22 protein-coding genes are annotated in these 26,712 nt (G+C 72.1%); 8 read left to right on the forward strand and 14 right to left on the reverse strand.

Annotated features, from left to right (window positions below; translation table 11 throughout):
* Nucleotides 1–34: 34 nt before the first annotated feature.
* On the reverse strand, nucleotides 35–2,386 hold the full coding sequence (locus ACWENQ_RS23575) for a DUF4838 domain-containing protein (RefSeq protein ID WP_452416133.1): 2,352 nt from the start codon (nucleotides 2,384–2,386) through the stop codon (nucleotides 35–37).
* A 158-nt stretch (nucleotides 2,387–2,544) separates the two neighbouring features.
* Between ACWENQ_RS23575 and ACWENQ_RS23580 the strand changes: the two genes are divergently transcribed.
* Nucleotides 2,545–3,300: an alpha/beta fold hydrolase gene (locus ACWENQ_RS23580; protein WP_452416136.1), complete on the forward strand. Its 756-nt coding sequence runs from the start codon at nucleotides 2,545–2,547 to the stop codon at nucleotides 3,298–3,300.
* Nucleotides 3,301–3,398: 98 nt separating this feature from the next.
* On the opposite strand, the gene ACWENQ_RS23585 is transcribed toward ACWENQ_RS23580, so the two are convergent.
* The 4 genes from ACWENQ_RS23585 to ACWENQ_RS23600 form a co-directional block, all read right to left on the reverse strand.
* Entirely contained in the window at nucleotides 3,399–4,883 is a 1,485-nt protein-coding gene (locus ACWENQ_RS23585; protein ID WP_452416137.1) for a hypothetical protein, read from the reverse strand.
* Between the two features lie 2 nt (nucleotides 4,884–4,885).
* Nucleotides 4,886–8,485, reverse strand: a complete 3,600-nt coding sequence (locus ACWENQ_RS23590; protein WP_452416270.1) for an outer membrane protein assembly factor BamB family protein — start codon at nucleotides 8,483–8,485, stop codon at nucleotides 4,886–4,888.
* A 372-nt stretch (nucleotides 8,486–8,857) separates the two neighbouring features.
* Nucleotides 8,858–9,580, reverse strand: a complete 723-nt coding sequence (locus tag ACWENQ_RS23595; protein WP_452416138.1) for a sensor histidine kinase — start codon at nucleotides 9,578–9,580, stop codon at nucleotides 8,858–8,860.
* A 146-nt stretch (nucleotides 9,581–9,726) separates the two neighbouring features.
* Nucleotides 9,727–10,422, reverse strand: a complete 696-nt coding sequence (locus tag ACWENQ_RS23600) for a response regulator transcription factor (protein ID WP_452416139.1) — start codon at nucleotides 10,420–10,422, stop codon at nucleotides 9,727–9,729.
* A 75-nt stretch (nucleotides 10,423–10,497) separates the two neighbouring features.
* On the opposite strand from ACWENQ_RS23600, the gene ACWENQ_RS23605 reads away from it, so the two are divergent.
* Nucleotides 10,498–11,133 carry a M15 family metallopeptidase gene (locus ACWENQ_RS23605; protein ID WP_452416140.1) on the forward strand — a complete coding sequence of 212 codons (636 nt, stop codon included), beginning with the start codon at nucleotides 10,498–10,500 and terminating at the stop codon, nucleotides 11,131–11,133.
* A 354-nt stretch (nucleotides 11,134–11,487) separates the two neighbouring features.
* Here ACWENQ_RS23605 and ACWENQ_RS23610 read toward each other — a convergent pair whose 3' ends face one another.
* Both ACWENQ_RS23610 and ACWENQ_RS23615 read right to left on the reverse strand, forming a co-directional pair.
* Nucleotides 11,488–13,257: an alpha/beta fold hydrolase gene (locus ACWENQ_RS23610; RefSeq protein ID WP_452416141.1), complete on the reverse strand. Its 1,770-nt coding sequence runs from the start codon at nucleotides 13,255–13,257 to the stop codon at nucleotides 11,488–11,490.
* Between the two features lie 358 nt (nucleotides 13,258–13,615).
* Entirely contained in the window at nucleotides 13,616–14,536 is a 921-nt protein-coding gene (locus ACWENQ_RS23615; protein WP_452416143.1) for an NADP-dependent oxidoreductase, read from the reverse strand.
* Nucleotides 14,537–14,713: 177 nt separating this feature from the next.
* Between ACWENQ_RS23615 and ACWENQ_RS23620 the strand changes: the two genes are divergently transcribed.
* The gene (locus ACWENQ_RS23620) at nucleotides 14,714–15,118 is read left to right on the forward strand and encodes a winged helix-turn-helix transcriptional regulator (protein ID WP_452416145.1); all 405 of its coding nucleotides are present in this window, start codon (nucleotides 14,714–14,716) and stop codon (nucleotides 15,116–15,118) included.
* A 49-nt stretch (nucleotides 15,119–15,167) separates the two neighbouring features.
* Here the strand turns inward: ACWENQ_RS23620 and ACWENQ_RS23625 are convergent, their stop codons facing one another.
* The 3 genes from ACWENQ_RS23625 to ACWENQ_RS23635 form a co-directional block, all read right to left on the reverse strand.
* Complete coding sequence (locus ACWENQ_RS23625) at nucleotides 15,168–15,821, reverse strand: pyridoxine/pyridoxamine 5'-phosphate oxidase (RefSeq protein WP_452416146.1); 654 nt, start codon at nucleotides 15,819–15,821, stop codon at nucleotides 15,168–15,170.
* Between the two features lie 98 nt (nucleotides 15,822–15,919).
* Nucleotides 15,920–16,864 (reverse strand): hypothetical protein, encoded by a 945-nt coding sequence (locus ACWENQ_RS23630; protein ID WP_452416147.1) that lies wholly within the window; start codon nucleotides 16,862–16,864, stop codon nucleotides 15,920–15,922.
* Nucleotides 16,865–16,990: 126 nt separating this feature from the next.
* Nucleotides 16,991–17,473: an RrF2 family transcriptional regulator gene (locus ACWENQ_RS23635; protein WP_452416149.1), complete on the reverse strand. Its 483-nt coding sequence runs from the start codon at nucleotides 17,471–17,473 to the stop codon at nucleotides 16,991–16,993.
* An 84-nt stretch (nucleotides 17,474–17,557) separates the two neighbouring features.
* Between ACWENQ_RS23635 and ACWENQ_RS23640 the strand changes: the two genes are divergently transcribed.
* The gene (locus ACWENQ_RS23640) at nucleotides 17,558–18,304 is read left to right on the forward strand and encodes an SDR family oxidoreductase (protein WP_452416151.1); all 747 of its coding nucleotides are present in this window, start codon (nucleotides 17,558–17,560) and stop codon (nucleotides 18,302–18,304) included.
* 142 nt (nucleotides 18,305–18,446) lie between these two features.
* Here the strand turns inward: ACWENQ_RS23640 and ACWENQ_RS23645 are convergent, their stop codons facing one another.
* Both ACWENQ_RS23645 and ACWENQ_RS23650 read right to left on the reverse strand, forming a co-directional pair.
* Nucleotides 18,447–18,707, reverse strand: a complete 261-nt coding sequence (locus ACWENQ_RS23645; protein WP_452416152.1) for a hypothetical protein — start codon at nucleotides 18,705–18,707, stop codon at nucleotides 18,447–18,449.
* Nucleotides 18,708–19,085: 378 nt separating this feature from the next.
* Entirely contained in the window at nucleotides 19,086–19,610 is a 525-nt protein-coding gene (locus ACWENQ_RS23650) for a TIGR03086 family metal-binding protein (protein WP_452416153.1), read from the reverse strand.
* 19 nt (nucleotides 19,611–19,629) lie between these two features.
* Between ACWENQ_RS23650 and ACWENQ_RS23655 the strand changes: the two genes are divergently transcribed.
* The 4 genes from ACWENQ_RS23655 to ACWENQ_RS23670 all read left to right on the forward strand — a co-directional run bounded on the left by ACWENQ_RS23655 (nucleotide 19,630) and on the right by ACWENQ_RS23670 (nucleotide 24,657).
* Nucleotides 19,630–20,457: an AraC family transcriptional regulator gene (locus tag ACWENQ_RS23655; RefSeq protein ID WP_452416155.1), complete on the forward strand. Its 828-nt coding sequence runs from the start codon at nucleotides 19,630–19,632 to the stop codon at nucleotides 20,455–20,457.
* Nucleotides 20,458–21,016: 559 nt separating this feature from the next.
* A complete protein-coding gene (locus ACWENQ_RS23660; RefSeq protein ID WP_452416157.1) occupies nucleotides 21,017–22,840 on the forward strand; it encodes a serine hydrolase domain-containing protein in 1,824 nt (607 codons plus the stop codon).
* Between the two features lie 18 nt (nucleotides 22,841–22,858).
* A complete protein-coding gene (locus ACWENQ_RS23665) occupies nucleotides 22,859–23,995 on the forward strand; it encodes a sensor histidine kinase (protein ID WP_452416158.1) in 1,137 nt (378 codons plus the stop codon).
* The gene (locus ACWENQ_RS23670) at nucleotides 23,992–24,657 is read left to right on the forward strand and encodes a response regulator (RefSeq protein WP_449923641.1); all 666 of its coding nucleotides are present in this window, start codon (nucleotides 23,992–23,994) and stop codon (nucleotides 24,655–24,657) included. The genes ACWENQ_RS23665 and ACWENQ_RS23670 overlap by 4 nt, the downstream gene beginning before the upstream one ends.
* 3 nt (nucleotides 24,658–24,660) lie before the next feature.
* Here ACWENQ_RS23670 and ACWENQ_RS23675 read toward each other — a convergent pair whose 3' ends face one another.
* Together ACWENQ_RS23675 and ACWENQ_RS23680 are read right to left on the reverse strand one after the other, a co-directional pair.
* Nucleotides 24,661–25,578: an SPFH domain-containing protein gene (locus tag ACWENQ_RS23675; RefSeq protein ID WP_449923644.1), complete on the reverse strand. Its 918-nt coding sequence runs from the start codon at nucleotides 25,576–25,578 to the stop codon at nucleotides 24,661–24,663.
* A gap of 69 nt (nucleotides 25,579–25,647) precedes the next feature.
* Nucleotides 25,648–26,622, reverse strand: coding sequence for a CapA family protein (locus ACWENQ_RS23680; protein ID WP_449923646.1), 975 nt, complete (start codon nucleotides 26,620–26,622; stop codon nucleotides 25,648–25,650).
* Nucleotides 26,623–26,712 lie beyond the last annotated feature (90 nt).

A 26,712-nucleotide genomic window follows, 5' to 3' on the forward strand; every position in this document is an offset into this window, starting at 1 on the left:
ACACTACCCGAAGGGCACCGCTCGGGACCCTGGCTCATTTCGCGACGTTGCGCAGGTCGACGTCGTCGAAGTCGACGCTCACGTCGGCCGCGCTGTCCACCAGGAAGATGAGGCGCACCATGCCGACCTGCTTGCCGCGGGCCGTGGCGGGGATCTCGCAGTCCAGGCGCAGCGGTGTCCACACCCCCGTCGGGCGCAGGGTGATGACGGGCGAGCGGACCGAGCTGCCGGTGATCGGCGTGCCGTTCTGCTCCAGCAGGTCGAGCGCCAGCTGCACGCTCGCGCGCGTGCCGGCGGGCGCCCGGTAGGTGGTGGTCAGGCGGGCCAGCCCGGGCTCGATGTCGATGACCTGGCTGGGGCCGCCCCAGCCCTGACCGGTGACCCGCAGCACCGCCTCGCCGGGCGGGCGGGAGATGGCGCGGGTACCGGTGGAGCGGTCGAGCAGCTCCCACGGGGCCAGCCCGTCCTCGAAGGAGGGGTTTCGCACGAGCGACGGCGCCGGCACGCCGCGCAGGATGAGGGCGGCGTAGGGGTGTTCGGCGGCCAGGGCGCGGGCCCGGTCGGTGACCGGGCCGCCGTCCGGCTCGCGCACCCGCAGGTAGTCCACCAGCGTCCAGTACTCGCCGGGGTTCCAGCCGGTCCAGGTCAGGTTCGGGTGGGAGGCGGGGTTCATCTGCAGCACGAGCACCGGGTCGCGGGAGAACTCGGTGATCAGCGCCTGGCGGCGGGCGGCCAGGTCGAGGCGGCGCTGGAAGGCCTCGACGCCGCTTTCGAGGAGGGCGAGCGCGGCGGCCTGGTCGGCGGGGGCCTGGACGGGGCGGGGGTAGCTGAGCGCGGAGGCCTCGAAGAACTCGAAGGCCCGCCGCATGATCGTCGCCCTGGCCCGTTGCGCGGGCGTGACCGTGGCCGAGACGACCGAGTCGAGCAGGCTGCGGCTGCGCTCCAGGTCGGCCTCCTCCACCAGGTCGAGGTACTGCGGCAGGTTGAAGGTCTGGTAGGTCGCATCGGGCAGGAACCAGGGCGAGCCGGGCACCCGCTCGGTCCAGAACCGCTCCCACAGCGCGAAGTAGGCCGACAGGGTGTCGGCCGCGGCGGTGCCGACCGCGCGCTCGCACCACTCGCGGTTCAGCCGGTCGACGTCGGCGCCGGCGTTCCACAGCAGCTTGGCGGTGATCCAGGGCTTGGGGCCCTCGCCCCAGTTCGGGTACAGCTCGGCGTAGTGGGCGACGACGCCCTTGGCCTTGGCGTACCGGAGGGTCTCGGCGTAGCGGCGGGAGAACATCCGCGGTAACAGGTACGGCGCGCCGTACAGGTAGTCGTAGAAGCCGAGCCGCTCGCAGACCGCCAGCCACCGCTCGGTCAGCGCGTGCCCGTCCGCCTCGACCGCCGGATCGACCCACGCGTACCGGTCCTGCGTCAGGAACGGCACCACCCTCGGGTGCAGCGGGAAGGCGGGCGGCGTCTCCAGCGTGCGGTAGGCCAGCAGGCCGAAGTCCTTGCCGGGGTGGCGCTCCAGCACGCGGCGCACGACCTCGTTGACCCAGGCGTAGTAGGCGGGCACCGGGTCGGTCTCGGCGAAGCCTTCGCCGTCGTTGACGCCCAGGGAGAAGGAGCGGGCGGCGGGGTTGGCGGCGAAGTACTCCAGGATGCCGGTGACGGCCGCGTCGATGGTGCCGGGCACGGAGAAGGCGGGCTGCCAGCCGGTCAGCTTGCCCGGCGCGGGCGGTCTGCCGCCCGGATAGTACTCGGGGTGGGTCTGGCCGTACCTCTCGACGGGGAACAGGGTGTGCAGGTTGTGGTGGAAGGCGATGGGTTCGGTGCCGACGCCCTGCATCCTGTTGCGCTGCGCCCACTGCTGCTGCAGCGGGTACCTGGCGTCGCGCAGCGGGCTGAGCGAGCGCTGGGTGAAGGCCGGCTGCTCGTACACCTGGACCACGGGGATCCGCAGGGCCGCCAGCGCCGGCACGTCGTCGCCGTCAGGGCCGGGCAGCAGCCACCGGACGCCGACGTAGCGTTCGAGGAACTCGCGCACGCCGTTGGCGGTGCCCGCCGCGCTCGGGCCGGCGACGGTGACGGTGCCCTGATAGATCCTGATCACGAATCCGTCGGGGTCGAGCCCGGTGAGCAGGCGCGGTACGGAGGGGTCGGGCCCCGGCCCGCCCACGTGGATCGGGGTGAGCCCGGGCGCGGCCGAGCGGGGCAGGCGGACGCCGGTGGCCCGCTCGACGTAGGCGACGAGCTCGTCGGCGAGGGCTTCGGCGCCGGGAGCGGCGATGACGGCGGCCCTGGCCGTACCGGACAGGACGACGGGCAGTCCCTCCTCGGGCAGGAGGGCGGGGACGAGGGGGATGGCCCCCATGAGGCCGAGCAGCTGGCGACGGTTCATGGCGACTCCTATCGAGGACCTAAGACATAGGACATACCCTCGCCGTGACGCGCGTCAATGCCGGGGCCATAACGGCATAACATGCGCGCCGTTATCGGGCCCGCGAAGGTTATAAACGGCACGACATAGGTGCATACCAGGCGATAAGGTCCTCCCTCGTGACTCTTTCTCATGACGTGGCCGGTGACGGCCCTGCCCTCGTACTGCTGCATTCCGGAGTGTGCGACCGGCGCATGTGGGATCCGCAGTGGGCGGCTCTCCTCGATGCCGGCTACCGGGTGATCCGCTGCGACTTCCGCGGCTTCGGCCGATCACCGATGCCCGACCGCCCCTACAACAACGCCGATGACGTGGTCGACCTGCTCGGCCACCTCGGCATCGAGCGGGCGGCGCTGGTCGGATCGTCCTTCGGCGGCCGGGTCGCCCTGGAGGTCGCGGCGCGCTGGCCGGACACCGTCACCACGCTGGCGCTGCTGTGTTCCGGCTCGCCCGAACTGGTGCCGGGCCCGGCGCTGCGGTCCTTCGCCGAGCAGGAGGACGCGCTGCTCTCCGCCGGCGACGTCGACGCAGCCGTCGAGCTGAACCTCACGACCTTCCTCGGCCCGGAGGCCGACGACGCGACACGCGAGAACGTCCGCCTGATGCAGCGGCACGCCTTCGACGTCCAGATGGCAGGCGGCGAGGAGTTCGGGCAGATCGCGGCGGAGATCGACCTGAAGGCGATCACCGCCACGTGCCTGGCCGTGTCCGGCGGCCGGGACCTGCCGGAGTTCCGCGAGATCGCCACCGGCCTGCCGGGCCTGCTGCCCCGCGCCCGCCACGTCGAGCTGCCGTGGGCCGCCCACCTGCCCAGCCTGGAACGGCCCGCCGAGGTGACCGCCCTGCTGCTGGACTTCCTGCGCGCCTCCGACTAAAGCTCTCTGCGGGCGCCGGGGAGCGCGACGGCCGGCCCCGCCTCGACGGACAGGTAGCAGCGCGGCCCCTCGGGATCCGTCCCGAGGGGCCCCGAGGCTCAGGCGCCGGCCAGCGCCGCGGCGGCCAGCAAGGTGGCCGCCAGACCGCCCGCCACCACCAGGGCGGCCGCCGCCAGCGGCAGGCGCAGGCTCACCGCGCGCACCCAGGGCCGCGCCGCCGCGCCTGCCAGCACGTCCCGCCCGCGCAGGACGGCGAGGCCGACACCGGCCAGCGTGAGCGCCAAGCCCACGCCGAACGCCGCCACCATGGCCAGCGCGAGCGCCGCCCTGCCGGTGATCAGGCCGGTGAGCAGCAGCAGGAACGCCGAAGGCGAGGGCAACAGCCCACCGGAGGCGCCGATCGTCACGATCCCCCGCCAGGTGAGCAGGGAGGCACCCGGCCCATGCCCATGACCGTGCCCATGCCCATGACCGTGCCCATGCCCATGCCCATGCCCATGCCCATGCCCGTGCCCATGCCCATGCCCATGCCCGTGACCATGTCCGTGGCCATGTCCGTGGCCATGGCCGGGGGTACGGCGGGCGCGGAGGTGCCGCAGGAGCAGGCCCACGCCCACCCCCAGCACGATGAGCGCGGCCACCAGCTGCAACCACGAGGTCACCACACCCAGATCCGGCGCCGCGTCCATCGTGATCCACCACCCGACCGCCAGGACGCCCACCGACACCGTGTGCATGACCGCCACGACCACGCCGAGCAGAAGCGCGTCCCTGGCCCTGCCGTTGCCGCCGACCAGGTAGCCGGCCGTCAGCGTCTTGCCGTGACCCGGCGCGCAGGCGTGCGCGGCACCGGCCACCAGCGCCACCAGCAGGGCCAGCGGGAGCACCACATCCGAGGTGAGCAGCGACGACAGCTCCGCCGTCCAGACCGCGGCCGGGCCCGCCGAGACGGGCCCGCCCGACCCGCCGTCGAGCGCCAGCGGATGGGCGGGAGCCGTGGCCGTGTGGAGCGCGCCGTGTCCGGCCGGGGTGGTGGACACCGTCCGGTAGTTCGCGTTGACGTCGGTCAGCGTGGTGATCGTCAACGTCACCGTCCCGACCTTCGCGGGGCAGCGGAAACGCAGAACCGCCCCGGAGGTGGCAAGAGCGTCGGTGCGGATCGTCGTCACCGGGCACGCCCTTCCCGCCTGCCCCACCGTGATGCGCGCGCCGAGGTAGTCGCGGACGGCGCCGGCCACCGGCCCGTCCCGCCAGGCGGGGCCGCCACCCGGCCAGGACGCGGGCCCGGTGGAGGAGGGCGAGGACGGAACAGCGGGAGGCGGCGTGCGCGTCCCGGTGGAGGAGGGCGAAGGCGCAACGGCGGGAGGCGGCGTGCGCGTCCCGGTGGCCGCCGCGACAAGGGCCGCGAGGTCGTCCTCGGCCGCCGACCAGGTCACCTCGACCGCATCACCGTCCGCGGTGACCTTCGCCACGAGCGGCGGGCCGAAGGGGTGCGCCCACCCCTGGCCCGCCGCTCCCAGCAGGACCGCCGCCGCCATGCCCGCCACCGCGAGCAGGCGGACCAGGACCCGTCGTCCAACCACGGTCACCGACCGGAACCGCCGCGCGGCTTCCTGGCCACCAGGGCGTGGACGGAGCCGTCGTCGGTCAGCGCGTAGAGCACGTTCCCGCTCACCGACAGCGCCGAGGCCACACCCCCGCCCAGGTTGTACTCGGCCAGCTTCCGCCCGCTCGCCCGGTCCAGCGCCACGACGCGCCCGTCCCAGGTCGCGGCGTACACCACGGACTCGGTCGCCAGGGCGTGCATGGCGGGCGAACCCGGCCCCGCGCCCGCGCACCCGGCCGCGACCCGCCACTTGTCGTCCATCGGGCTCTCGCCCGGCAGGTACCCGAGCGGCGTCTCCCACACCGGGGTCGCCGGCGTCGCCGAGGCCGTGTCGTAGGCCCTGACCACGCCGTCCATACTGGCCACGTACGCCATCGCACCCCTGGTGGCGGGGCTGGTCACCGGCGGAGGCCCGGGCTCGCACGTGCTCGAGGTGCCGAGCTTGGCGTGCCAGACGACCTTGCCCTGCGCCTGCACGTCATGGCCGCGGACGCCCGACATGGTCGCCGTCACCAGCCCCGCGTCGGTCAACACCGGGGAGGACTGGCTGAACAGGTCGCCGCCCGTGTCGACGGAGGACTGCTGCGTGCAGGTGGCCAGATCCATCGCGATCAGCGTCTGGCTGGACCCCGAGTGCAGGTAGGCGGTGGTCGAGCCGGGCCGCCGTACGGCGACGCTGTGGTACTCGCCCCAGCCGCCCGGCGCGGCGAACCCGCCGGGCAGGCGGGTGCCGGTCCTGGCGTCGCGGCAGCGCACGCCGTCCCACTCCTGGTAGACCGCCACGCTGCGGCCGTCGGGCAGGTCGAACACGCTCACGGGGCCACCGGCGCGGCCGTAGCGGCGCACCGTCGACCCGGTGACCTGCTCGGCGTCGATCGTCTCCCAGACCACCTTGCCGGTGCGCGCGTCGAGCGCGTAGACGCGGCCGACACCCGTGGTGAGGTACACCTTGCCGTCGTGAACGGTCGGGTAGGACTCGGCGTCGCCGTCCAGGTAGGTCCGCCACCTCTCGGCGCCGGTCCGCGCGTCGTAGGCGAGCATCATGCTGTACGGCGAGTCGAAGGCCTGCGAGGCGACGATCACCTTGCCGTCCCACACGGCGGCGCCGTTGAGGTGGAACTGCTCGCCGGTGCTGGCCGCCCAGCGCAGGTCGAGCGTGGCGCCCGGGTCGTCCTCGGCCGACGAGCGGCCCTGCTCGTCGCCGCCCTGCCTGGTCCACTCCCGGCCGGGCGACGGCCTGCCGAGCCGCGGCTGGCCGCTCACCGTGAAGCTGGTCGTGACCGCCGGCCAGGTCGCCCCCGCCGTGTCCTTGACGACCAGCTCGGCGGTGTAGCTGCCGGGCAGCAGGCCGGTGACCCGCTCGCTCACCCTGGTCCACGACACGTGCGCCTGCGGGCACGGCTCGGCCGTACCGCCCGGCGGGGTGTAGCAGTTGACGATGCCCTTGGGCGAGGTCGCGCGGCCGAACGGCATCGCCTTCTCGTGCCAGACGGTTCTGCCGTGCCGGCGCAGGGTCAGCGAGGCGGTCGCGGGGGTGCGGCCGTCGTCCTCGGCGTACACCTCGACGGGCACGCCCGAGCGGGCGCTGTGGACGCTGTCCTGGGCGGGGCTGACCAGGGCGACGTCGTCGTCGACCTCGAACTGGCGGCGGGTGCCGGTGATGTAGCCCTTGTCGTCGCCGGTGACGCCGCTGAAGTCGAGCACCTTGTAGTCGGGCCTGGCGGCGTCGATGCCGTAGGTGCCCATGTTGTTGACCTCGACCGACCTGGCGAACGCGCCGCGCCGGTACTCGGCCTGCTGGTTGTGACCCGCGGCGAACATCCGCACGTCGTACTTGGCCAGCTCGTCCACGGTCGGCTGCATGCCGGCGCCGGGGCCCCAGCGGGTGAACAGCGAGCGGTGGGCGAACACCAGCACCTGCTTGCCGGCGGCGTGCCTGCGCAGGTCCTCGCGCAGCCAGGCCAGCTGCGGGGCCAGGCCCCTGGCGTCGTAGTTGTCCTCGAGCACCACGACGTGCCTGCCGTTGCGGTCGAAGCTGTACCACTCGGGGCCCAGGTTCCTGCGCCAGTACTCCAGGCTGCCGCCGTACCCGGTGGAGGTGGCGGTGCCACCGACGTCGTGGTTGCCGATGACCGGATAGAACGGCATGCCGAGCCTGCCCTTGCGCAGGCCCTCACGCAGCAGGTCGTAGCCGCCCTGGCGGCGCGGCTCGGCGGCGTAGTCGGTGACGGTCAGATCGCCCGTGGTGATCGTCATGGTGGCGCGGTGCACCTCGGACATCGCCTCGACGTGCCCCTGCCACTGCGGGAGGGCGGACCTGGCCTCGGCGTCGGTGCGGTTGCCCACCTCGACGTCGGAGACCATCAGCCACTTCTCCTTGGGGTCGGCCGCGTTGGTGTCGGGCACCAGCGCGAAGTCGAGCCGCTGCCCGTCCTTCGCCTCGCGGAAGAAGGTGGGCACGTAGTCGTCGCGCAGCACCGGCGTGTAGCCGTCCGGCGAGACGACGGAGACCAGGTCGGTCTCCCTGCGCGCCCGGTCGACGGTCAGCGTGTAGCCGCCGTCGGCTCCGGTGGTCGCCCAGACCGCGCCGTCGGTGACGGACACGTTCGGCAGCCCCTTCTCGCCCTGGTCCCTGACGCCGTCGGCGTCGCGGTCGGCGAAGACCACGCCCTCGACGGTCACCGGCTCGGCGGCCGCTCCGGCCAGCGTGAACGTCACGGGCGCGGCGAGCGGGTCGTAGCCGTCGTCGGCCAGGAAGTGCGCGCTCCAGGCGCCTTCCCCGAGCGCGGCGGTGGACAGGGTGACGGTGCCGGAGGCGAGCGGCGCCCTCACCCAGGTGCGGGAGGCGACCTGGCCCGGCTTGTCGGCGGCCGCGTACAGGCCGACCCAGTTCAGCGCGCCCGGCTTGTCGGTGGTGTAGCTGAAGGTGACCGGCTGGCCGGCCTTGGGGTTGGGGGTGGTCAGCGCCAGGGTGCCGGCGGCCGTCGCGGAGGGCGTCGCGGAGGGCGTCCCGCTGGGGGGAGGACTCGCGGCCGGCGCCTCTGTCGTCGCCTTCTCCGTGCCCTGCCGGGGGTCGGCGAGCGCGGCGCCGGGGGCGAGCACGACCACGGCCAGCACCGCCGCGACGGCCGTACCGACGGCCCGCCTCGGCGTGCGCCGGTCCGCCGGCCCGGAGCCCGGCAGGCGGCTGCCCGCCCGGCCCGTACGGCGGCGCAGCGCCGCCACCGCCACCCCCATCAAGCTCAGCGCAAGGATGAGCGCCAGGCCCAGGGCCACCACCGTGAGCCGGCCGGGGCCGGCCGCGTGCGCGCCGGCGGCGTCGACCACGGGCAGCTCGGCCGTCACGTTGACGGTGGTGCCGTCGAACTCGGTGATGATCTCCGACAGGCCGCCGGACTTCAGCACGGCGCCCAGATCGAGCCTGTCCACCGCGCAGGGCCACGCGAGCTCGATGACCACCCCGTCCGGAATGCCGCCGGTGTCGCCGGACACTCCCTGCGCGGTGACCGGACAGCCGCCCGCGAGCAACCCCTTCGCCCAGGCGCCCGCCTGGGCGGGAGTGACGACATCCTTGTGCACAACCAAGCGACCGCTTGTTGAACTGGATGTGGCGTGCACGACGAGCTCGGCATGCTGCCTGCTGAGATGCGCCGCAGCCGGAGCTGCGACGACCAACGAGCCGATCACGGCGGCGATTAACGCACAGAAGATCCGGACGGCATCAAATGTGTGATATGGCCTATATTGCATGCCGACTAAGCTAGACAAGTTGCCTGCCGCCGGACGAGCACCGGCAACGATGTTCACCCACCCGCCCCAAGAATTCACCCGTCGTCACCTCCTGGACCACGCCGGGCGGATCCACTCGGCGGCCGCCGGGCGATCCGTGCTGATAAATGACGCCCCGCCTCGCCCCCGGCACGGACCCGGACGACCTCCTGCAGGCGCTCATCACGCCGAGGCAACGCCCGAAGTGCCGCCGGCAGCCCGGGACAACACCGTCCATGCCCTGCGGAGCAGCGTCAGCGCACCCGACATGGGCCGGGTGGCTGTGCGGCAGTTGCTTTGTCCGTCATCCGCCGGGTGCGGGGGTGCGGCGGGTAGGCGCACGGCGACGGTGAGCCCGCCTGCGGGACGCGCGGTGATGGCGAGTGTTCCGTCGTGCGCGTGGGCGATGCTCTTGACGATCGCCAGGCCGAGACCGACGCCGGCGTGGTCGTCGCGGATGCGTTTGGTGCCGCGCTGAAAAGGCTCGGTGAGTGTCGAGACCAGCTGCGGTGAGAGCTCGGCACCGGTGTTGTCGACGGTGAGCGTGACCGATCCTGGGTGGACCGCGGTACGGACCCACACGGTCCCGTGCTCGGACAGGTTGTGGACGATCGCGTTGTGCACGAGGTTCGTGGTCATCTGCAGCAGGAGCACGTGTGAGCCGGTGGTTCGGTTGACCTCGCCGGACGTCTGGATGGTGACTCCGCGCTTCTCCTCGAGAGGTAGCAACGTCTCGGTGGCTTCCTCGACCACCAGGGACAGATCGACGCCCTCCCGGGTGAAGGACCGCTGGCCGGCACGGCTGAGCAGGAGCAGCGCCTCGGCCAGGTCGATCGCTCGGGTGTTGACGATGTGGAGGCGTTCGACGAGCTCGTCGGCCTGCCGCCGCGGATCGTTGCGGGCCACGTCGAGAAGGGTCTGTGTGATCGCCAGCGGGGTGCGCAGGGAGCCAGCATGCTACCGGCGAGAATCCACCCTCCCAGGAGGCCGAACACCAGCAGGAAGGCCAGCACCGCGACCGCGGCCGGACCGAAGGCGCGCAGCCAGGCGCCCTATTCACCGTCCCCTCCCCCGAAACCGGCGCCGGACGCCGTGCCGATGCGGTACCCGACGCCGGGCACCGTCGCGATGACCCAGGGTTCGCCGAGCCGCTTGCGCAAGGCCGAGACCGTGATGCGCACGGCGTTGGTGAAGGGGTCGGCGTTCTCGTCCCACGCCCGTTCCAGCAGCTCCTCGGCGCTGACGACACCGCCTTCGGCGGCGACCAGCACCTCGAGAACGGCGAACTGCTTCCTGGTCAGCGCGACGTACCGCCCGTCCCGGTAGACCTCCCGCCGGAACGGATCCAGCCGCAGACCGGCGATCTCCCGCACGGGCGGCCTGCTGTGGGCGCGACGGCGGTCGAGTGCCCGGAGCCTGAGCACGAGCTCTTTGAGCGCGAACGGCTTGGTGAGATAGTCGTCGGCGCCGAGCTCGAAACCCGAGGCCTTGTCGTCGAGCCGGTCGGCGGCGGTGAGCATGAGGATCGGCATGCCGCTGCCGGAAGCGACGATACGTCGCGCGATCTCGTCACCGGACGGTCCGGGAATATCACGGTCGAGGACGGCGATGTCATACGGATTGACACCCAGCAACTCGAGAGCGGTCTCGCCGTCACCGGCGATATCGGCCGAGATCGCTTCCAGACGGAGCCCATCACGGATGGCTTCCGCCATATAGGGCTCATCCTCGACGATCAGTACGCGCATTCTGCCGATACTACGAACCCGAACATATCGTCGGCGTATCGGAAATCGCATAAGCGCTGGTAACACCACGCTGCCTTGACTGGCGGCATGAGTCTTCACACACCGGCCCGATCAGGAGCCGGCCGCGCCCGCCGGCTCGTTGTCGTCGTCGGCCTGGCAGTGGTCATCGCCGCGATCGTCGCAACCCTCGGTTATCAGCTGGTCTCGTCGTCGGCCACCTCGTTCAGCGATGTTCTCGGCGAGCACCGGGGGGCTGCCGGCGAGGCTGACGGCGTCGTCCCCGACGGCGTGACGGTCTTCGACGACGAGTTCCCGGCTGTGGCCAAGCTCGATCCGGACCTGCTCGAGGCCCTGCGCCGAGCCGCGACCGACGCCGCTGAGGACGGCGTCGAGTTCCACGTCAACAGTGGATGGCGTTCTCCGCGGTACCAGCAACAGTTGCTCCGCGATGCCGTCTCCAGGTACGGCTCGCAAGAGGAAGCCGCGCGGTGGGTCGCCACAGCGGACAACTCCGCCCACGTGTCAGGGGACGCCATCGACATCGGACCCTTCGACGCGACGGCGTGGCTGTCCAGGCACGGCGCCGACCACGGGCTATGCCAGATCTACGGCAACGAATCCTGGCACTACGAACTGCGCCCCGAAGCAGCCGACCGTGGGTGCCCACCGATGTATGCCGACCCCACCGACGATCCAAGGATGCGGCACTGACCAACGCCGTCGGCGTATCCCGTCCCGGTGACCCCCACTCACCCTGCAGACCATTCCCGACCGCGGCAGGCAGGCTGCAGAGCGCCGGGATCCGGTTGGAGCTGCTGATCGGGCCGTTGACGGGAATCTACGACCCGAACGGGCTGGGAGGCGTGGCGCCGTTGCCGCACGGCCGGGGTGCTGGACGTGAGGGTCGCGGCCGGCCGTACATCGTGAGGGGGTTCATCGCGGGCTCGCGACCCTCGACCGGCTCGAACGGCCGCTAAGCGGCCGGCGACCACGACAGGCGCCCGGCGCCGGCCGCGGAGCCGCCGCCGGCACGGCCGGGGACGCGAACAGGCCAGGTCGACGCGCTCAGCCGGTGGTGAAGGGCGGAACGGTGAGCGTGTCGACGCAGGAGGTGTCGTAGCCGCCGGAAGGCTGGTCGAAGAAGCCGACCAGTATCGCGCGGGCGCATGCGGATTGGTCGAACACGGAGTGGCCCAGCCCGGGGAACACCAGGACGCGCGAGCGGGACAGGCCGGTGGCGGCGGCAGCGGCCCACCGCGTTCCGGCGGGCCCGTCGAAGGTTCCCGACATCAGCAGGGCGGGCACGTCGCTGCGGGTCTGGGCCGTCACCCGCCGATCGGCGCGTCCGACGTCCCAGGCCGCGCAGTCGGGGAAGATCCGGGCGACGAACTCCTGCTGCGGCGGCAGCGACAGCACCCGGTCGGGGAAGTCGGGCAGCGCGGCCTGGCCCGCGGCCTGCACCTTCCGGCGGTCGGTGAAGGCCGCCTGCTCGCGGCAGACCACCCCGTAGAACAGGCCCCAGCCGACGAAACCGGGCGGGGAGTTGCCGGCCAGCACCGTCCTGGCCGCGGGCAGGCCGTCGCCGGCGGCCAGGGCGTGCACCGCGGCGGGCACGGTGGTCAGCGCCCAGGGCGGCAGGGCCGCCACCACGACCATGTTGGCCAGCTGGTAGCCGTCGAACACCACGGTGGTGGGCGGGGCTCCCGCCTGGCCGGGCACGGGCACCGTCAGCGGCCGGCGGTTCAGGCGCCGCACGGTGGCGGTGAACTCGGCCCGCAGGCCGGGGTAGGCCGCCTGGCAGGCCGGCTGGGCCGCGCACGCGGCGAACATGGCCTGGTACTGGTCGGCGGCGTTGGGCCACAGGCCTTCCAGGAGGTTGAGGTGGGGTGTGACGACGGAGTCCAGCACCATGCTGCGGATGCCCTGCGGATGGTCGCGCAGCAGCTGCAGGGCCAGATCGCTGCCGTAGGACACCCCGTAGACGTTCCATTCCTTGACGCCCAGCGCCGTGCGCAGATCGGCGATGTCGGCGGCGTTCTCGGTGGTGTTGTACGCCGACAGGTCGTAGCCCGTCCTGGCCAGCCGGTCGCGACATGCCCGGGTCGCCTCGACACCCTTGCGGGTGGTGTCCGGGTCGGTGGCCACCATCGTGACCGCCCGGCGGGTGAAGGCGTCGATCTCCGGACAGCTCAGGAGCGGCTCGGCGCGCCCCGTCCCCCGCTGGTCGACGAAGACGACGTCCCGGTCGGTGTTGATCGCCGGGCTGAGCCTGGAGACGGTGAAGGCGTCCAGCAGCCCGGACCCGCCGGGCCCGCCCGTCAGCCACACCACCGGGTCGGGCCTGGGCTGCGCCGCGGCGGCCTTGAGCCGGGCCACAGCGATCTTGATGGTGCGCCCGCCGGGCCTGGCGCGGTTCTCCGGCACGGTCAAGTACCCGCAGCTGAACTCCGGCCCCAGCGCGGGCACGCCGGGCAGGATCGGCGCCGGACACGCCGCCGGGGCGTAGCGCGCCCGGGCGGCCGGCTTCGGCTCCTCGTTCGCGCACCCGGCGGCCCCCGCCGCCAGCAGCACGGCAACGGCGAAGCCTGCCACCGCGCGCAGCCGGCGACCGGCGCGCCCGCTCGCCTTGACGCGCCTGCGGCTCGGCCAGAAGGTCCGCGTTTTCCTGTCCGGCCACGGACAGGTTCTCGACGAAGGACGCCCGGCGTGCGTGCGCACGTCCGCGTGCCGCGCGGCGCCCCGCCCTGCGCGGCGGCCCGGTTCGCCGTGCCCCGGTTCGCCGTGTCCCGGGCCGCCGGCGTGGACGGACACGGCGTCGGGTGGTGTGTCGGTCATCGTCCCTCCCGGCCGAGCCCGCGGGTCTGCCCGCCGGCGAGCCGGGGACGGCCTGGCGGCCGTCGCTTCCCAGCGGAGTCGTCGATGCCGGCGCCGACGTTCACGCCGTCCGGCCGGAGCGGTCCGGGATGAGCCACCGGCAGGGGCCGGACCCACTACCCATTAGGCACCCGCCCCTGCGCATCCCGCAAGCCGCCCTTCGCGGCGGCACCGCAGGGTCCCGCCGGACGCCCACCACAGCTTTGCCGGACTGGCCGGACCGGGCCTCGGCGGTCCGTCGCGGACGCCCCCTCGCCGGCAGCAAGCGGCCCCGAAGGCGGCGATCAGCGGTGCCGCCGCACCCGGGTCCGGGCGGGCTTCACCCGACGGTCACCGCGAGCTTGCCGACCGTGCCGCCGGTGAAGTCGGCGACCGCCTGGGCGCCGTCGGCCAGGTCGTAGGCGCGGGCGAGCGGCACCCGCAGGCGGCCGGCGACCACCTCGGCGGCCAGGAAGGCCAGCGTGGCCGGGCTGGGGTCGGCCATGATCGCGGCGGCCTTGACGTCCTCGCCGTCCGGGACGAAGTGCAGCGTGGAGGCCAGCCGTCCGCCCGGGACCAGCAGGCCGGCCACCGCGGCGCCGTCGCCGGCCAGGTGCAGCGCGGCCTGCACCCCGCCGGGCGCCACCGCCTCCACCTGCGCCCGCAGGTCGTCGGGATCCACGACGTAGCGGGCGCCGAGCGCGGTGACGAAGGCGGCCTGGGCGCCGGGCCGGGCCGTGGCGATGACGGTGGCGCCGCGGGAGGCGGCCAGCTGGACGGCGTAGGCGCCCACCCCGCCGGTCGCGCCGGAGATCAGCACGCTCTCCCCGGGAGCCGGGGCCACGGCGTCGACCGCGTTGAGCGCCGCCGTACCGGCCAGGCCCAGCGCGCCGGCCCTGGCGTGGTCGAGCCCGTCGGGGATGCGGCTGATGCCGTACTGCTCGCCGACCACCACGTACTCGGCGAAGCCGCCCTGTCCGAGGGTGGGCCGCATGACCACGCCGAACACCTCGTCGCCCACCGCCAAGCCGCTCACCCCGGCCCCGACGGCCGCGACGCTGCCGGCGAAGTCCTTGCCGAGCACGACAGGGAACTCGTACTCGTAGACGCCCTTGAGGAATCCGCCCAGGACACCCAGGTCGAAACCGTTGACCGAGGCGGCCCGCACGCGCACGAGCACCTCGCCGGGGCCGGGCTCGGGGGTGGGCAGCTCGATGAGCGCGGGAGCGGCTCCGAAGCCGGAGAACGCGACAGCACGCATATCTGGTCACTCCTTGTTCGATGACGATGACGTCTGGCGCCGGCAGGCGCGGGACGGTTCCGGTCGCGGACGGTCCGCCCTCGTCGGGAAGGCCGTCCGGCCGGGCGCAGGCCTACCGCACTTTCTGTGCGTTGGTTATGCCTTGTGCGCGCCTCGAGTCTGGTCCAGAATGCCGCCATGACGGAAGAAGGCACTTTGACCAGCCCACCGCACACCGATGTGCGCGTCTCCGAGGACCACCATGTGTGCCAGCTGCGCGATGTGCTGGATCGGGTGGGCGACAAGTGGAGCGTGCTGGTCATGAGCCTGCTGGGCGACGGCCCCAGGCGTTACTCCGAGCTGCAGCGCGCCATCGAGGGCATCTCCCAGCGCATGCTCACGCTGACGTTGCGCAGCCTCGAACGCGACGGCCTGGTCGAACGGACGGTCACCCCGACCTCGCCGCCACGCGTCGACTACGCCCTGACCCCTGTCGGCCAGACGCTGTCCGGCCAGGTGAGCGGGCTCATGCGCTGGGCGGAGCAGCACCGCGCGTACGTGGCCGAGTCCCGCCGCCGCCACGACCTCGCGGCAGCCGGTTGACGCGGCAGCGGGCCGCCTGCCGTACGGCGGGGCCACCGCCCGGCCGCGATCACGGCCACAGCCGGCCGCGCAGCCAGGCCGATCCGGTGCGCTCGTAGCGCAGGCGCGTGTGCCTGCGCTCGTGGTCGGCCTGCCAGAACTCGACCTCCTCAGCGGTGAGGGCATACAGCGTCCAGGCGGGGGCGACCAGGTCCGGGTCGGCCGTCACCCGGGCGTAGGCCTGCTCGAAGGCGGCGTCGAGCTCGGCCGGGTCGTCCAGCGGCTCGGACTGGCGGCCGATGAGCGCCTCGGCACGCGAGGCCGGCGGGCGCGCCAGGAAGTCGGCGGCGCCGGCCTCGGCCCCGGCGGGCGCGACCGGGCCGCGGACGCGGATCTGGCGGCCCAGCTCGGGCCAGTAGAAGACCAGGGCCGCGTGCGGGTTGCCGGCCAGGTGGCGGCCCTTGGCGCTGTTGGCGCCGGAGGCGAAGAACCAGCGGCCGTCCTGGCTGACGTCCTTGCAGATGAGCACGCGGGCGGCGGGACGGCCGTCGGTGTCGGCGGTCGACAGCGTCATGACGTGTGGTCCGAGCACCCGCGCCTCGATCGCCTCCCCCAGCCACCGCGAAAACAACGCCACCGGCTCGTCCGGAGCGGCCGCGGCGTCGAAGTCCGGCAGCTGGTCGGGGAAGACCGGAAGGGACCGCAACAGATCGCGCACAGTCATCAGGCCATCTCCTCCTGGGCCACGGCGGGTGGGATCTCCGCCATCATGCCGAATCCGGACCGCCGGCGGTGAGCGGGTGCCGCCGGACGGAGGCGTCCCTACCGGTCGAAGTGCCGGATCGGGTGGCCGGACGGATCGGTGGTGAGCCATGATCCGTCCGCCAGGGGTTCGAGGGCGTAGGGGTTGCCGGCGTGCCCGTCGAGTTCGTCTTCGACCCGGCCCGTGCGCAGGTTGACGCGCCAGTGGCGCAACCACTCCCGCTCGTCGTCGCCCTCCCCGCCGAGGGTGACGACGGCCGTGTCGGCAGTGAGGTAGCCCCCGCCCCATTCGACGAAGGTGTCGTCAGGGTCGTGGCCGAAGGCCTCGACCGGCAGCTCGAGCGTGACCTCACCGTCCGGCCAGGCGTGGAAGGCGACGTCGGCCTGCTCGTGGTCGACGGTCATGAACTGGGCCCCGTCGGGCGCCAGGGCGATGAGGCACCGGTCGTCCCACGGGTAACGGACCAGGTCCAGCCGGTCGCCGCTCAGCCTGCCCCGGAACAGGGCCGTGCCGTCCTGGCCCTCTCCCACGTCCAGGAGAAGGTGCTCGCCGTCGGGGTGGCGCACGTGCCGGCCGCCGTGCCCGGCCGTCTCCAGCTCCGCCTGCGCGATGACCTGCCCCGTGTGCGCGTCCAGGGTGACCCATCGGTCGGGCCGGTCCCGCCCGGCCATGCTGTCGGGCCGGTAGACCCAGACCACCCGGCCGTCGAGGGACAGCACGCAGCCGGGCCAGTGCCCGTACGGCTCCGTCGACAGCGGCTCGAACGGCGAGCGCCAGAGCTCGCTCCCGTCACCGGCGACGCAGACGGCGGCGTCCAAGGTCGTGTAGACGGCGCGGCGCAGATCGGCCGCGGCCGTATGGTCGACGACCTCGTCGCCCGCCGACGGCCGGAACACCCGCGCCGGCGACAGCGTCCCCCGGCCGTCGCCGGCCAGGTCGTAGGCGCAGATGCCGCCGTCGACGAACCGTGTGAAGATCTGGAGCGAACGAGGGGTCCGAAGCATGTCCAGGAGGTTAGCGCGAACTCCCGGGCCTGCCCGCCGGGGCCTGTCGTCCGGCGGCGACCGGCCGGGAAGCCCGTCGAAGGTGCCGGCACCGAGGAATCCCGGCATCCGGCCGGCCGTACCCGATCAATCGGGCTGTCCCGTTCCGGCCAGGCGCAGGCGGGTGCGGGACGGGGCCGACGGGGGCAGCGCGGCGAGGATGTCGGCGAGGGTGACCCCGGTGAGGCTGCCTCGCCACGCCTGGTGCGCGTCGGCCATCTTCTCGGCGAGGATGCAGGTGCTGCGGCAGTCCTCGGCAGGCAGCGCTCCGCGCCCCTGCCGGCGGATCTCCCGGCACTCGTACGGCGAGGAGTTGCCGTCGACGGCCTCGACGATCTGCAGGAGCGTGATGTCGGCGGCGGGCCGCCCGAGCCGGAACCCGCCCCGCGGACCCGTGGTGGCGCTCAGCAGACCGGCTTTGACCAGCGCCTTCAGCTGCTTGGCCAGATAGGGCGCCGGAAGGTCGTAGTACTGCGCGAGCTGTGTCGTCGACGCGCTGACTCCCGGTTCGAGCTGTGCCAGCGTCGTGGCGCAGTGCAGAACCCATTCCGTGCTCACAGGCAGCTTCACGACCCCGAGCCTATCGCAGACATTACGGACCTTTTTAGTCCGTGATACGTTCCGGTGGAACCCCTTCGAACAGGAGAGACCACCATGAGGATCGCAGTCGCCGGCGCGACCGGGCACATCGGCGCCCTCACCGTCGCCGCCCTCGAACGGGACGGCCACGACGTCGTGCGCATCAGCCGCTCGCTCGGCGTGGACCTGTCGACCGGCGACGGCCTCGACGCCGCCCTGACCGGCGCCGAGGCCGTCGTGGACGCCACCAACGCCCCGGCGGCCGGCCCGGCCGAGACGGTGGCCCGCTTCGGCACCGCCACGCGCAACCTGCTGGCCGCCGAGGAACGGACCGGCGTCCGCCACCACGTGCTGCTGTCGATCGCCGGCATCGATCGCGTCGAAGGCAACGCGCACTACGCCGGCAAGCGGGAACAGGAGCGCCTGGTGGCCGCCGGAGCGGTGCCGTGGACGATCGTGCCGGCCACCCAGTTCCACGACTTCGCGGAGATGGTGACCGGCTGGACCGAGCAGGACGGCATCGCCACCATCGCGCCCCTGCTCGTGCAGCCGATCGCACCCGCGGACGTGGCCGACGTCCTGGCCGAGATCGCCGTCGGCGAGCCGCAGGGACGCTACGCCGACGTCGCCGGTCCCGAACCGCAGGACCTGGTGGACATGGCCCGGCGCACCCTCCAGGCGCGCGGCCGCACGGTCAGGCTCGTGCCGACGTGGTCGTCGACGGTGTTCGGCCCGGAGATGGCCGGTGACACGCTGCTGCCCGGCGAGGGCGCCCGCATCGCGCCCACCACCTTCGACGAGTGGCTGGCCGCCCAGCGGTAGAGCCGCCGGCCGATCACCCGCTCACCAGGGGCGGGTGGCCGGGCAGGCGTGGCCGGCCGGCCACGCGGGCGGCACGCTGAGGCCAGGGCCCCTCGGCGATGCCGGTCACATCCTTCGATGCTCCTTCGGAGGCGTCCCGGCGTCACTCGTCGATGCCGGAGCCGGAAGGATTGGTGATGTTGTCTTCGTCATCCATGGGCCCGCCACCGCCCCAGCGGGCATAGCACGCGGCGGGATCCTTGTGGAAACGGCAGGGATGGGCCGCGAAGGAGGTCACCGGCGCGGCCGACAGCGCCTGGGCGACCGGCTCGACGCCTGCGACCTGGGCCGATGTCGCCACCGGCGCGACGAGGGTGGCACCACCCAGCGCGGCGGCCAGGAGAGCGTTCCTTATCGTGATCATGACTGAGACTCCATGGTGGATTCCTGGGCGATCCCAGGGCTGACGGAGCGCCGAATCGGCATCACGTCCGCACCGATTCAACAGAGGAACGGATTTCCACGCTAATGAGCGGGAACTGCGGCGGTCACCTAGAGAAATCCAAAGCCTGAAGGCGGTCGGATTACTCTCCCGCTCCCCAGAGCGACCACGACATCACTCGAGGCGACAATCGCTCGCCGCGCGGCCTCGCAACCCCTGCGCCGTCCCGGGGACGCCGCCGCTCCCCGGGCAATGTTCCGGCAATCGTCCCGGCCGACGCACCGGCCGCGCCCCGGTTCCCGGCCTGCGCAGGCACGCCCGAAAACCGGGACCACGCTCACAGAAGAGTCTCCACGCGCCTCACGGGGTCCAGGCCGGATCCCGGCCGATGACGCCGAGCAGGCGGTCGAACGGCGGGGCATGGTCGGCCACCGCCACCGCCGCCCCGAAGGCGCCGCGCTGCCTGCCCATCTCCGCCATCCGGTCGGTGAAGTGCAGCGCCCGAGAGACGGCATCGGGGTCCGGCTCGTAGTCCTGGCCGGTGGCTCGGGCCAGGTCCCAGCCGTGCACGACCAGGTCGACGAGGTACATGTGAGCCAGGACGCCCATCGGCAGGCCGCCCATGGCGGGGCTGGCACCCTCCCACGCCTCCGGCCGCGACCAGGCGGCCAGGGTGCGCTCCGCCCGTTCGGGGAAGTCGCCCGCGTAGGGACCCTGCTCGGGGCGCGGCCCCTGCCGGCCCAGCGACTCGAACATCTCCGCCACCCACTCCAGGTGGTTGATCAGGTCCTTGACGTCGAACTTCTCGCACGGCGTCGACAAGCCGAGCTGCTCCTGCCGTACGGCGCGCACCAGGCCCGCGGTCCGTTCGGTAGCGCGTGTCATCAGCGGCATCATGTCTTCCATGGCAGCGATCGTGCCGCGCCGGCCGGAGGCGCGGCTTGTAGAAAGGCGACAGCGCGGCTGGGTCGACCCGTACGCGGGGCTCGACGCCTTCGACTACGTCCGCCATGCGCCCTCGCCGGCGATGTCGGCGTACGTGGAGCACTTCTGGGTCGTCACGTGGACCGGCCTCGCCGAGCCGTACGAACAGCGCATCGTCTCCCACCCCAGCGTGAACATGACGATCACCCACGACTTCCACCAGATCGCCGGAGTGATCAAGGGCGGGTTCTCCTACACGATGCGCGGCAGCGGCCGCGTGCTCGGCACCCGCTTTCGCCCCGGCGGCTTCCGGCCGTTCCTCGACGGCCCGGTCTCCCAGCTGACCGGCCGCTTCGTGGAGATCGACGAGATGTTCGGCGCGGCGGGCGCGAACCTGGTCGAGCACGTCCTGGCCGAACCCGACGCCCGGGCCGCCGTCGCGCTCGTCGACAGGTTCCTGCTGAACCTGGGGCATCACCGCGCTCCGCAGGCCGACGAGGTCGCGGCGCTGGTGGCGACGATGGAGAGCGACATGTCCATGACCCGGGTCGACGAGCTGGCCGCAGGCTCGGGACGGTCGGTGCGCTCGCTGCAGCGGCTGTTCCGCGACTATGTCGGGGTCGGCCCCAAGTGGGTGATCCGCCGCTTCCGGCTGCACGAGGCCGCCGAGCGCGTCTACCAGGGCCTCGACCTCGCCACGCTGGCGGCCGAGCTCGGCTACACCGACCAGGCGCACCTGACGCACGACTTCACCGCCGCGGTCGGCATGCCGCCCGCGGCCTACGCCCGGCTCGGCGGCCGGGCCTGATCGTCTCCTCCGGCGTGCGCCCGCCTGCCTCGGCCCGGCGCCGGGAACCGGGCCGGGCATCGCGGGTTCGCGGGTCCGCGGGTTCGCGGGGGCTCGCGCGGCGAGTCCTCGGGAGGACGGCCTGCGACGTGGCCCGCCGGCCGCCGACGCAAGCCAGATGAAAGTCCGTCCGCGGTGAACAAAGGCGGCTGACCGGGCTCGCCACACGGCGCCGCGCCGCCCGTATCCCGGAACCGCGCGGTCGACAGAGACGAACAGGAGGTCCATCACACGACAGGCCAAGGCCGCGCCGGCCGCCACTGTGCCCGGCCTTCCCACCGCCCGACAGGAACCACCCAACACCGAGGACAGACAGTGGTCGCGCCGCGCACCGACTGGAACCGGAGCCGCTGGCGGGGAGCACTCTCGCCGGACCGGCCAGTCATGTCCGGCCGCGCGGCCGCCGTGCGGGCCGAGGCCCCGTCGCCGCGAAAGCCTGCTCTCTCCCCCGGGCGGCGGAGGGACGAATGGGTGGCGTCGGCGATGTGCCGGCAGGGGCCGGCGCAGCACCCTTGACGGCATGTTGCTGAAACTCATGACCGCTCTGGTCCTGATGACCGCCCCGGCGCAGGCCGTCGAGCCGCCGGCCCTGCAGGGGCTCGGCGCGTTGGTCGACGAGCACGTCACCACGACGATGGCCGAGGAGAAGATCCCGGGCGTGGCCGTGACGGTGGTGGCCGGCGGCGAGCGGGTGGTGCACAAGGGGTACGGCTGGGCCGATACGGAACGGCGGGTGCCGGTGGATCCCGAGCGCACCCGGTTCCTCATCGGCTCGGAGACCAAGTTGTTCACCGCCCAGGCGGCCCTGCAACTCGTCCGCGCCGGCAAGCTGGATCTGGACGCCGACGTGAACGCGTACCTGAAGACCTTCAAGATCCGTGACACCTACCCGGGTCCGGTCACGCTGCGGCACCTGCTCACCCATACGGCCGGGTTCGACGAGGATTACGTCGTGGGCAGCGGCGCGGACGTGCTGCCGCTGGGCGAGGCGCTGGCCGCCCACCAGCCCGCGCGGGTCCGCCCGCCCGGCACCGGGGTGTCCTACAGCAACTACGGGGTGGCGCTGGCCGGGTATCTGGTGCAGACCGTGTCAGGGATGCCCTTCGAGGAGTACGTCAGGCGGCAGGTGTTCGAGCCGCTCGGCATGAACGACTCGGTCATCGCCTGCGGCGGGCTGCGCGGCACCAAGGCCTACCTGGTGGACGGGACGCCGACGCCCATCGACTGCGCGGACTTCGCCGCCTCCGGCGCCGGGCCGGCCTCGACCGCCGCCGACATGGCCACCTACCTGCAGGCCCACCTGTCGCGGGACGCCCGGCTCGGGGCCGGGGTCGCGACCGAGATGCAGCGCCGACAGTACAGCGAGCATCCCAGCCTGGCCGGGATGGGCTTCATGTGGGAGGAGCGGCCGTACAAGGGGCGTCGGCTGCTGTTCAAGGGCGGCGACATGCCCGGCATGCACTCCTCCATGTTCCTCTTGCCCGAGCAGGACATCGGCATCCACGTGATCTCCAACGGGGACGGCACCGGGCGGCACGGGCTGGACGGGTTCGCGCTGATAGAGAAGATCATCGACCGGTACCTCCCGGAAACGGCGCCACCCGAGGTCACGGCGCTGGCGGGCGCGTCCTCCCGCGTCTATGAAGGCTGGTACCGAAGCAGCGGCGTCAGCCGCGGCAGCCTGCTCAAGGTGCAGGCGTTGACCGACACGCCGGTGCACGTCACCGCCGCCGCCGACGGCAGCGTCGTCACCACGGGGTTCGGCGACGGGCAGAAGCGCTGGATCCAGTTCGAACCCGGTGTCTTCCAGCAGGAGGGCGGATGGAGCCGCATCGCCTTCCCCGAGCCCGGTCAGCTCGCACTCGCCGGCCAGACTGTCGTGTTCGACCGGATCGGCTGGCTGGAGCACTCGTGGCTGCATCTCGGGCTGCTGGCGTGGGCGGTGCTGGCGTCGGCGCTCGCCGTGATCGCGTATCCCGTGGCGCTGGCCGTACGCAGGATTCGCGGGCGGGTGGCGCGCGGGCCATGGGTGCCGCGGCTGGCGGCCTGGCTCGGCGGCGTCGCGGTGGTGGTGTTCGTGGCCGGGCTCGGCTCTTTGCTCGCTGACGAGGGCCGGGCGTTGCCGCTGGTCCTGCAGGGGGCGCCGGTACTGATCGGGCTGCTGGTGCTGGCGACGCTGACCGTGGCGCTGGCCGTCGCCTTGCTGGCCGGTGCGATCCTCGCCTGGTGGCGGCGCTGGTGGCGACCCTGGGCCAGGCTCGGCTACACGCTGGTCACGACGGGCGTCGTCGCGTTCGCCGTCGTGGCCGTCCTTTACAACTTCGTCGGCCCGCCCTACACCTGAGTAGGATTTCGTCACGATATGTCAGCTATCGCCAGATCAATCCGCCGCATTCCTCCGCAGGCCGCGGACCTCGCGATCGCCCTGGCGGTACTCGCCGCACATTCGGCCCCCTTCATCCTCACCATCCGAGAGGCCGACCCGGTGACCGGCTACACGCTCGGGCAGTACCTGCCCGTGCTCGGCCTGACGCTGCCGCTGATCTGGCGGCGGCGCGCACCGCTGGCCGTCCTGGCAGCAGTGACAGCCGCCACGGGCGCATACCTGCTCAACGACCCCGACACCGCCCCACAACCGATCCCCTACGCGCTCCTGATCGCGATCTACACGGTCGCCGCGCACGGCTCACGCCGCATCCGCGCCTGGGCCATGGCCCTGCTCATCACGGGCACCGGCGCCCAACTCGCCGGGCTCGTCCTCAACCCACCGAGCGCGGACACCACCGCACGGGCACTGGTGATGTACATCGCGGCCTGGGCCATGGGCCGGGCCGCGGCCAACCGGCACACCTACACCCGCCAGCTCGAACGCGACAAACAGCGCGAAGCGGAGCGAGCCGTCGAGCGGGAGCGCGCGGCGATCGCCCGGGACATGCACGACGTCCTCGGCCACGCCATCAGCCTGATCGTCGTGCAGGCAGAAGCCGGACCCCTGGCCATACGTCCCGACCCGACACGGGCCGAAGCCGCCTTCGACGCCATCGCCGCGACCGGACGCGAGGCGATGGACCAACTACGCCGCCTCCTCGGCCTGCTCGGCACATCCTCACCCGGCGCCCCGCCGACCGTGGCCCGCATCGAAGCACTCGTGCACAGCGTGGACCGGGCCGGGCAACGCACCACACTGACCATCCACGGCACACCACGCCCCCTACCCGCCGACGTGGAGGCCGCCGCCTACCGGATCGTGCAGGAGTCGCTCACCAACGCCGTCAAGCACGCCAAGGCGACCGCGGTGACCGTCGAACTGAACTGGAGACACGACACGCTCATGATCGCCATCACCGACGACGGCCGCGGCCACACCGGCGGCTCAGGTCACGGACTGATCGGCATCCGCGAGCGGGCCGCGGCATGCGGCGGGTCGGCGACCTTCAGCCCCGGACCGGACGGGCACGGCTTCGCCGTCACGGTGCACCTGACAGGAGCCGCATCGTGACGATCCGCGTCGTGGTCGCCGACGACCATGAACTCATGCGCAGCGGCTTCGCCCTGATCCTCGACACCCAGCCGGACATCACAGTCGTCGCCGAGGCCGGCGACGGCGCCCAAGCCGTCGCGGCGGTCCGCGCACACGCACCCGACATCGCCCTGCTCGACATCCACATGCCCGTCATGGACGGCATCCAGGCCGCCAGGACCATCTGCGCCGAGACCCGCACCAAGGTCGTCATCCTGACCGTCTTCGACCAGGACGAATACGTCTACGAAGCCCTGCACGCCGGAGCCAGCGGCTTCCTCCTCAAGGACGTACGGCGCGACGACCTCGTGCACGCCGTCCGGGTTGTGATGGCCGGGGAATCCCTGCTGGCCCCCGTAGTGACCAGAAAGCTGATCGACGACCTGGTCCGCCGTGACGCCCGCCCACCGATCGCGATACCAGGAATGGACACCCTGACCACCAGGGAACGAGAAACCCTCACCCTGCTCGGCCAGGGGCTGTCCAACCCCGAGATAGCCGCGGCCCTGACGGTCAGCGAGCACACCGTCAAGACCCACGTCAGCAACGTGCTGTCCAAGCTCGGCCTGCGCGACCGGATCCAGGCGGTCATCTGCGCCTACGAGTCCGGCCTCGTCCACCCGGGCCACTGGCGCCGTTGAGACCTAACGCCGCTCGACCTCCTCGCCGGCACCACGAACGAAACTCTCGCGCACCACCTCGTCCGCCGACGCCAGCTCAAGCGTCGCCGGATCAGGCAACTCCTCCCGCCGGGCAACCGGCCGCTGCTTCGGCACCTCCGCGCCGCGCTCGCCCGCCTGCTCCCCCACGCCCGCCAGACGGTCGAAGTAACGCAACAGCTCCACCGGCAACGGCATGACCAGCGTGGAAGACTTCTCCGCCGCGACCTCCACCACCGTCTGCAGCAACCGAAGCTGCAACGCACCCGGAGTTTCTGACATGATCGCCGAAGCGTCGGCCAGCTTGCGCGCAGCCTGGAACTCACCCTCCGCGGTGATCACCCGAGCCCGCCGCTCCCGCTCCGCCTCTGCCTGCCGAGCCACCGAACGCTTCATGGACTCAGGCAACTGCACATCCTTGATCTCCACCCGATCGATGTGGATGCCCCAGCCCAGCGCCGGACTGTCGATCATCAGCGCCAGACCCTTGTTCAGCTCCTCACGGTTGGACAGCAGATCATCCAACTCGCTCTTGCCGATGATCGACCGCAACGAGGTCTGCGCCACCTGCTCCACCGCGAACAGATAGTTCTGCACCTCCACAGCCGCCCGCAGCGGATCCTGAACCCGGAAGTACGCCACCGCATCGACCTGAACCGAGATGTTGTCACGAGTGATGCCCTCCTGCGTCGGCACCGGCATCGTGACGATCTGCACGTTCACCTTCCTCATCCGATCCGCGATCGGAATGAGCAGGTTGAACCCCGGCTGGCGAATACGCTTCTGGGCCTGGCCGAACCGGAAGACCACGCCACGCTCCACCTGATTGACGATCCTGATGCCGCTCAGCACCACCCCGACACCGCAGAGGGCCACGAGCGCCAGCACGACTTCGTTGATCATGGGCCTATCCCCCCCGTTCAAGGCTAGGTCCGGGCCACGTACGGAAAACCCCACGACATCGTCAAGAAATCACGGGGTTCCCACCACCAGCACACCCTCCTCCACACGAGCCTCCGTGCCCAGATCCGCGCACGCACCCACGAACCGCTCACAGATCCACGCACACTCCGACCCCCGCGCCAGATCCGTCCTGCCGTACTCCAACTTGATCGGTACGGCCCGCAACCCCACCACCCGCGAACCATCGAAGCTCACCAGGAACAACAACGACAGATCGTTACGCAGATCAGGATCGACCGCATAGTCATCCAGGAAGTCCCCCAGATCAAACAGCACCGGCAACGCCACCCCATGAACGACATGAGCGGAATGACCCGCCACCAACGTCGCCCCCGACGCCACCAACGCCTCAGCCGCCGCCCGCACATACGGCAACGGCCGCACCGTCATGTTCGGCCCCCAATGCGGAGTCACCAGCACCACATCCACCGGCATACCGCACCGCATCGCCGCCACCGTCTGCGTCAACCACACCGGCACCCGATGCAGCAGATCGACATAAGCCACACCAGGCCGATCGGCCCGCGCCGCGAAGTCCGCCGGATGATCGGTCACCCCCACCACCCCGACCCGCAACCCACCGGCCACCAGCACCGCCGGCCGCCGCGCCTGAGCCTCGTCCGCACCCGCGCCCACCGCCTGGATACCCACCCGGTGCAGATGGTCCAGCGTGTCGAGCAACGCGTCGTAGCCGTAGTCCAGCGCGTGATTGTTGGCGAGCGTCACACAACCGACCCCCAACTCCGCCAGCAGATCAGCCGCCTGAGGCGGTGCCCGGAAATGGAACGGCTTGCCCGCCTGCGCCCACCTGCTGCCCCGCGCCGACACACAACACTCGAGGTTGAGAAGGAACAGGTCAGCCTCGGCCAGATGGTCGCGCACGCCGCGAGAAAGATAGGCGGCAGGATCGGTCGTGCTCTCCAGCAAGGTGGCGACGCCACGCCCGAGCATCGTGTCACCCGCCAGCGCGAGTGTGACGGACATACCTGTCAGCTACCCCGGCTCAGCAGGATGTCGACCTGGGCCGCCGATTTCTGCCGAGCCGCCTCGGCCTTGTTTGTCGATGAGTCTTCA

This window comes from Nonomuraea sp. NPDC004354 (assembly GCF_053602555.1).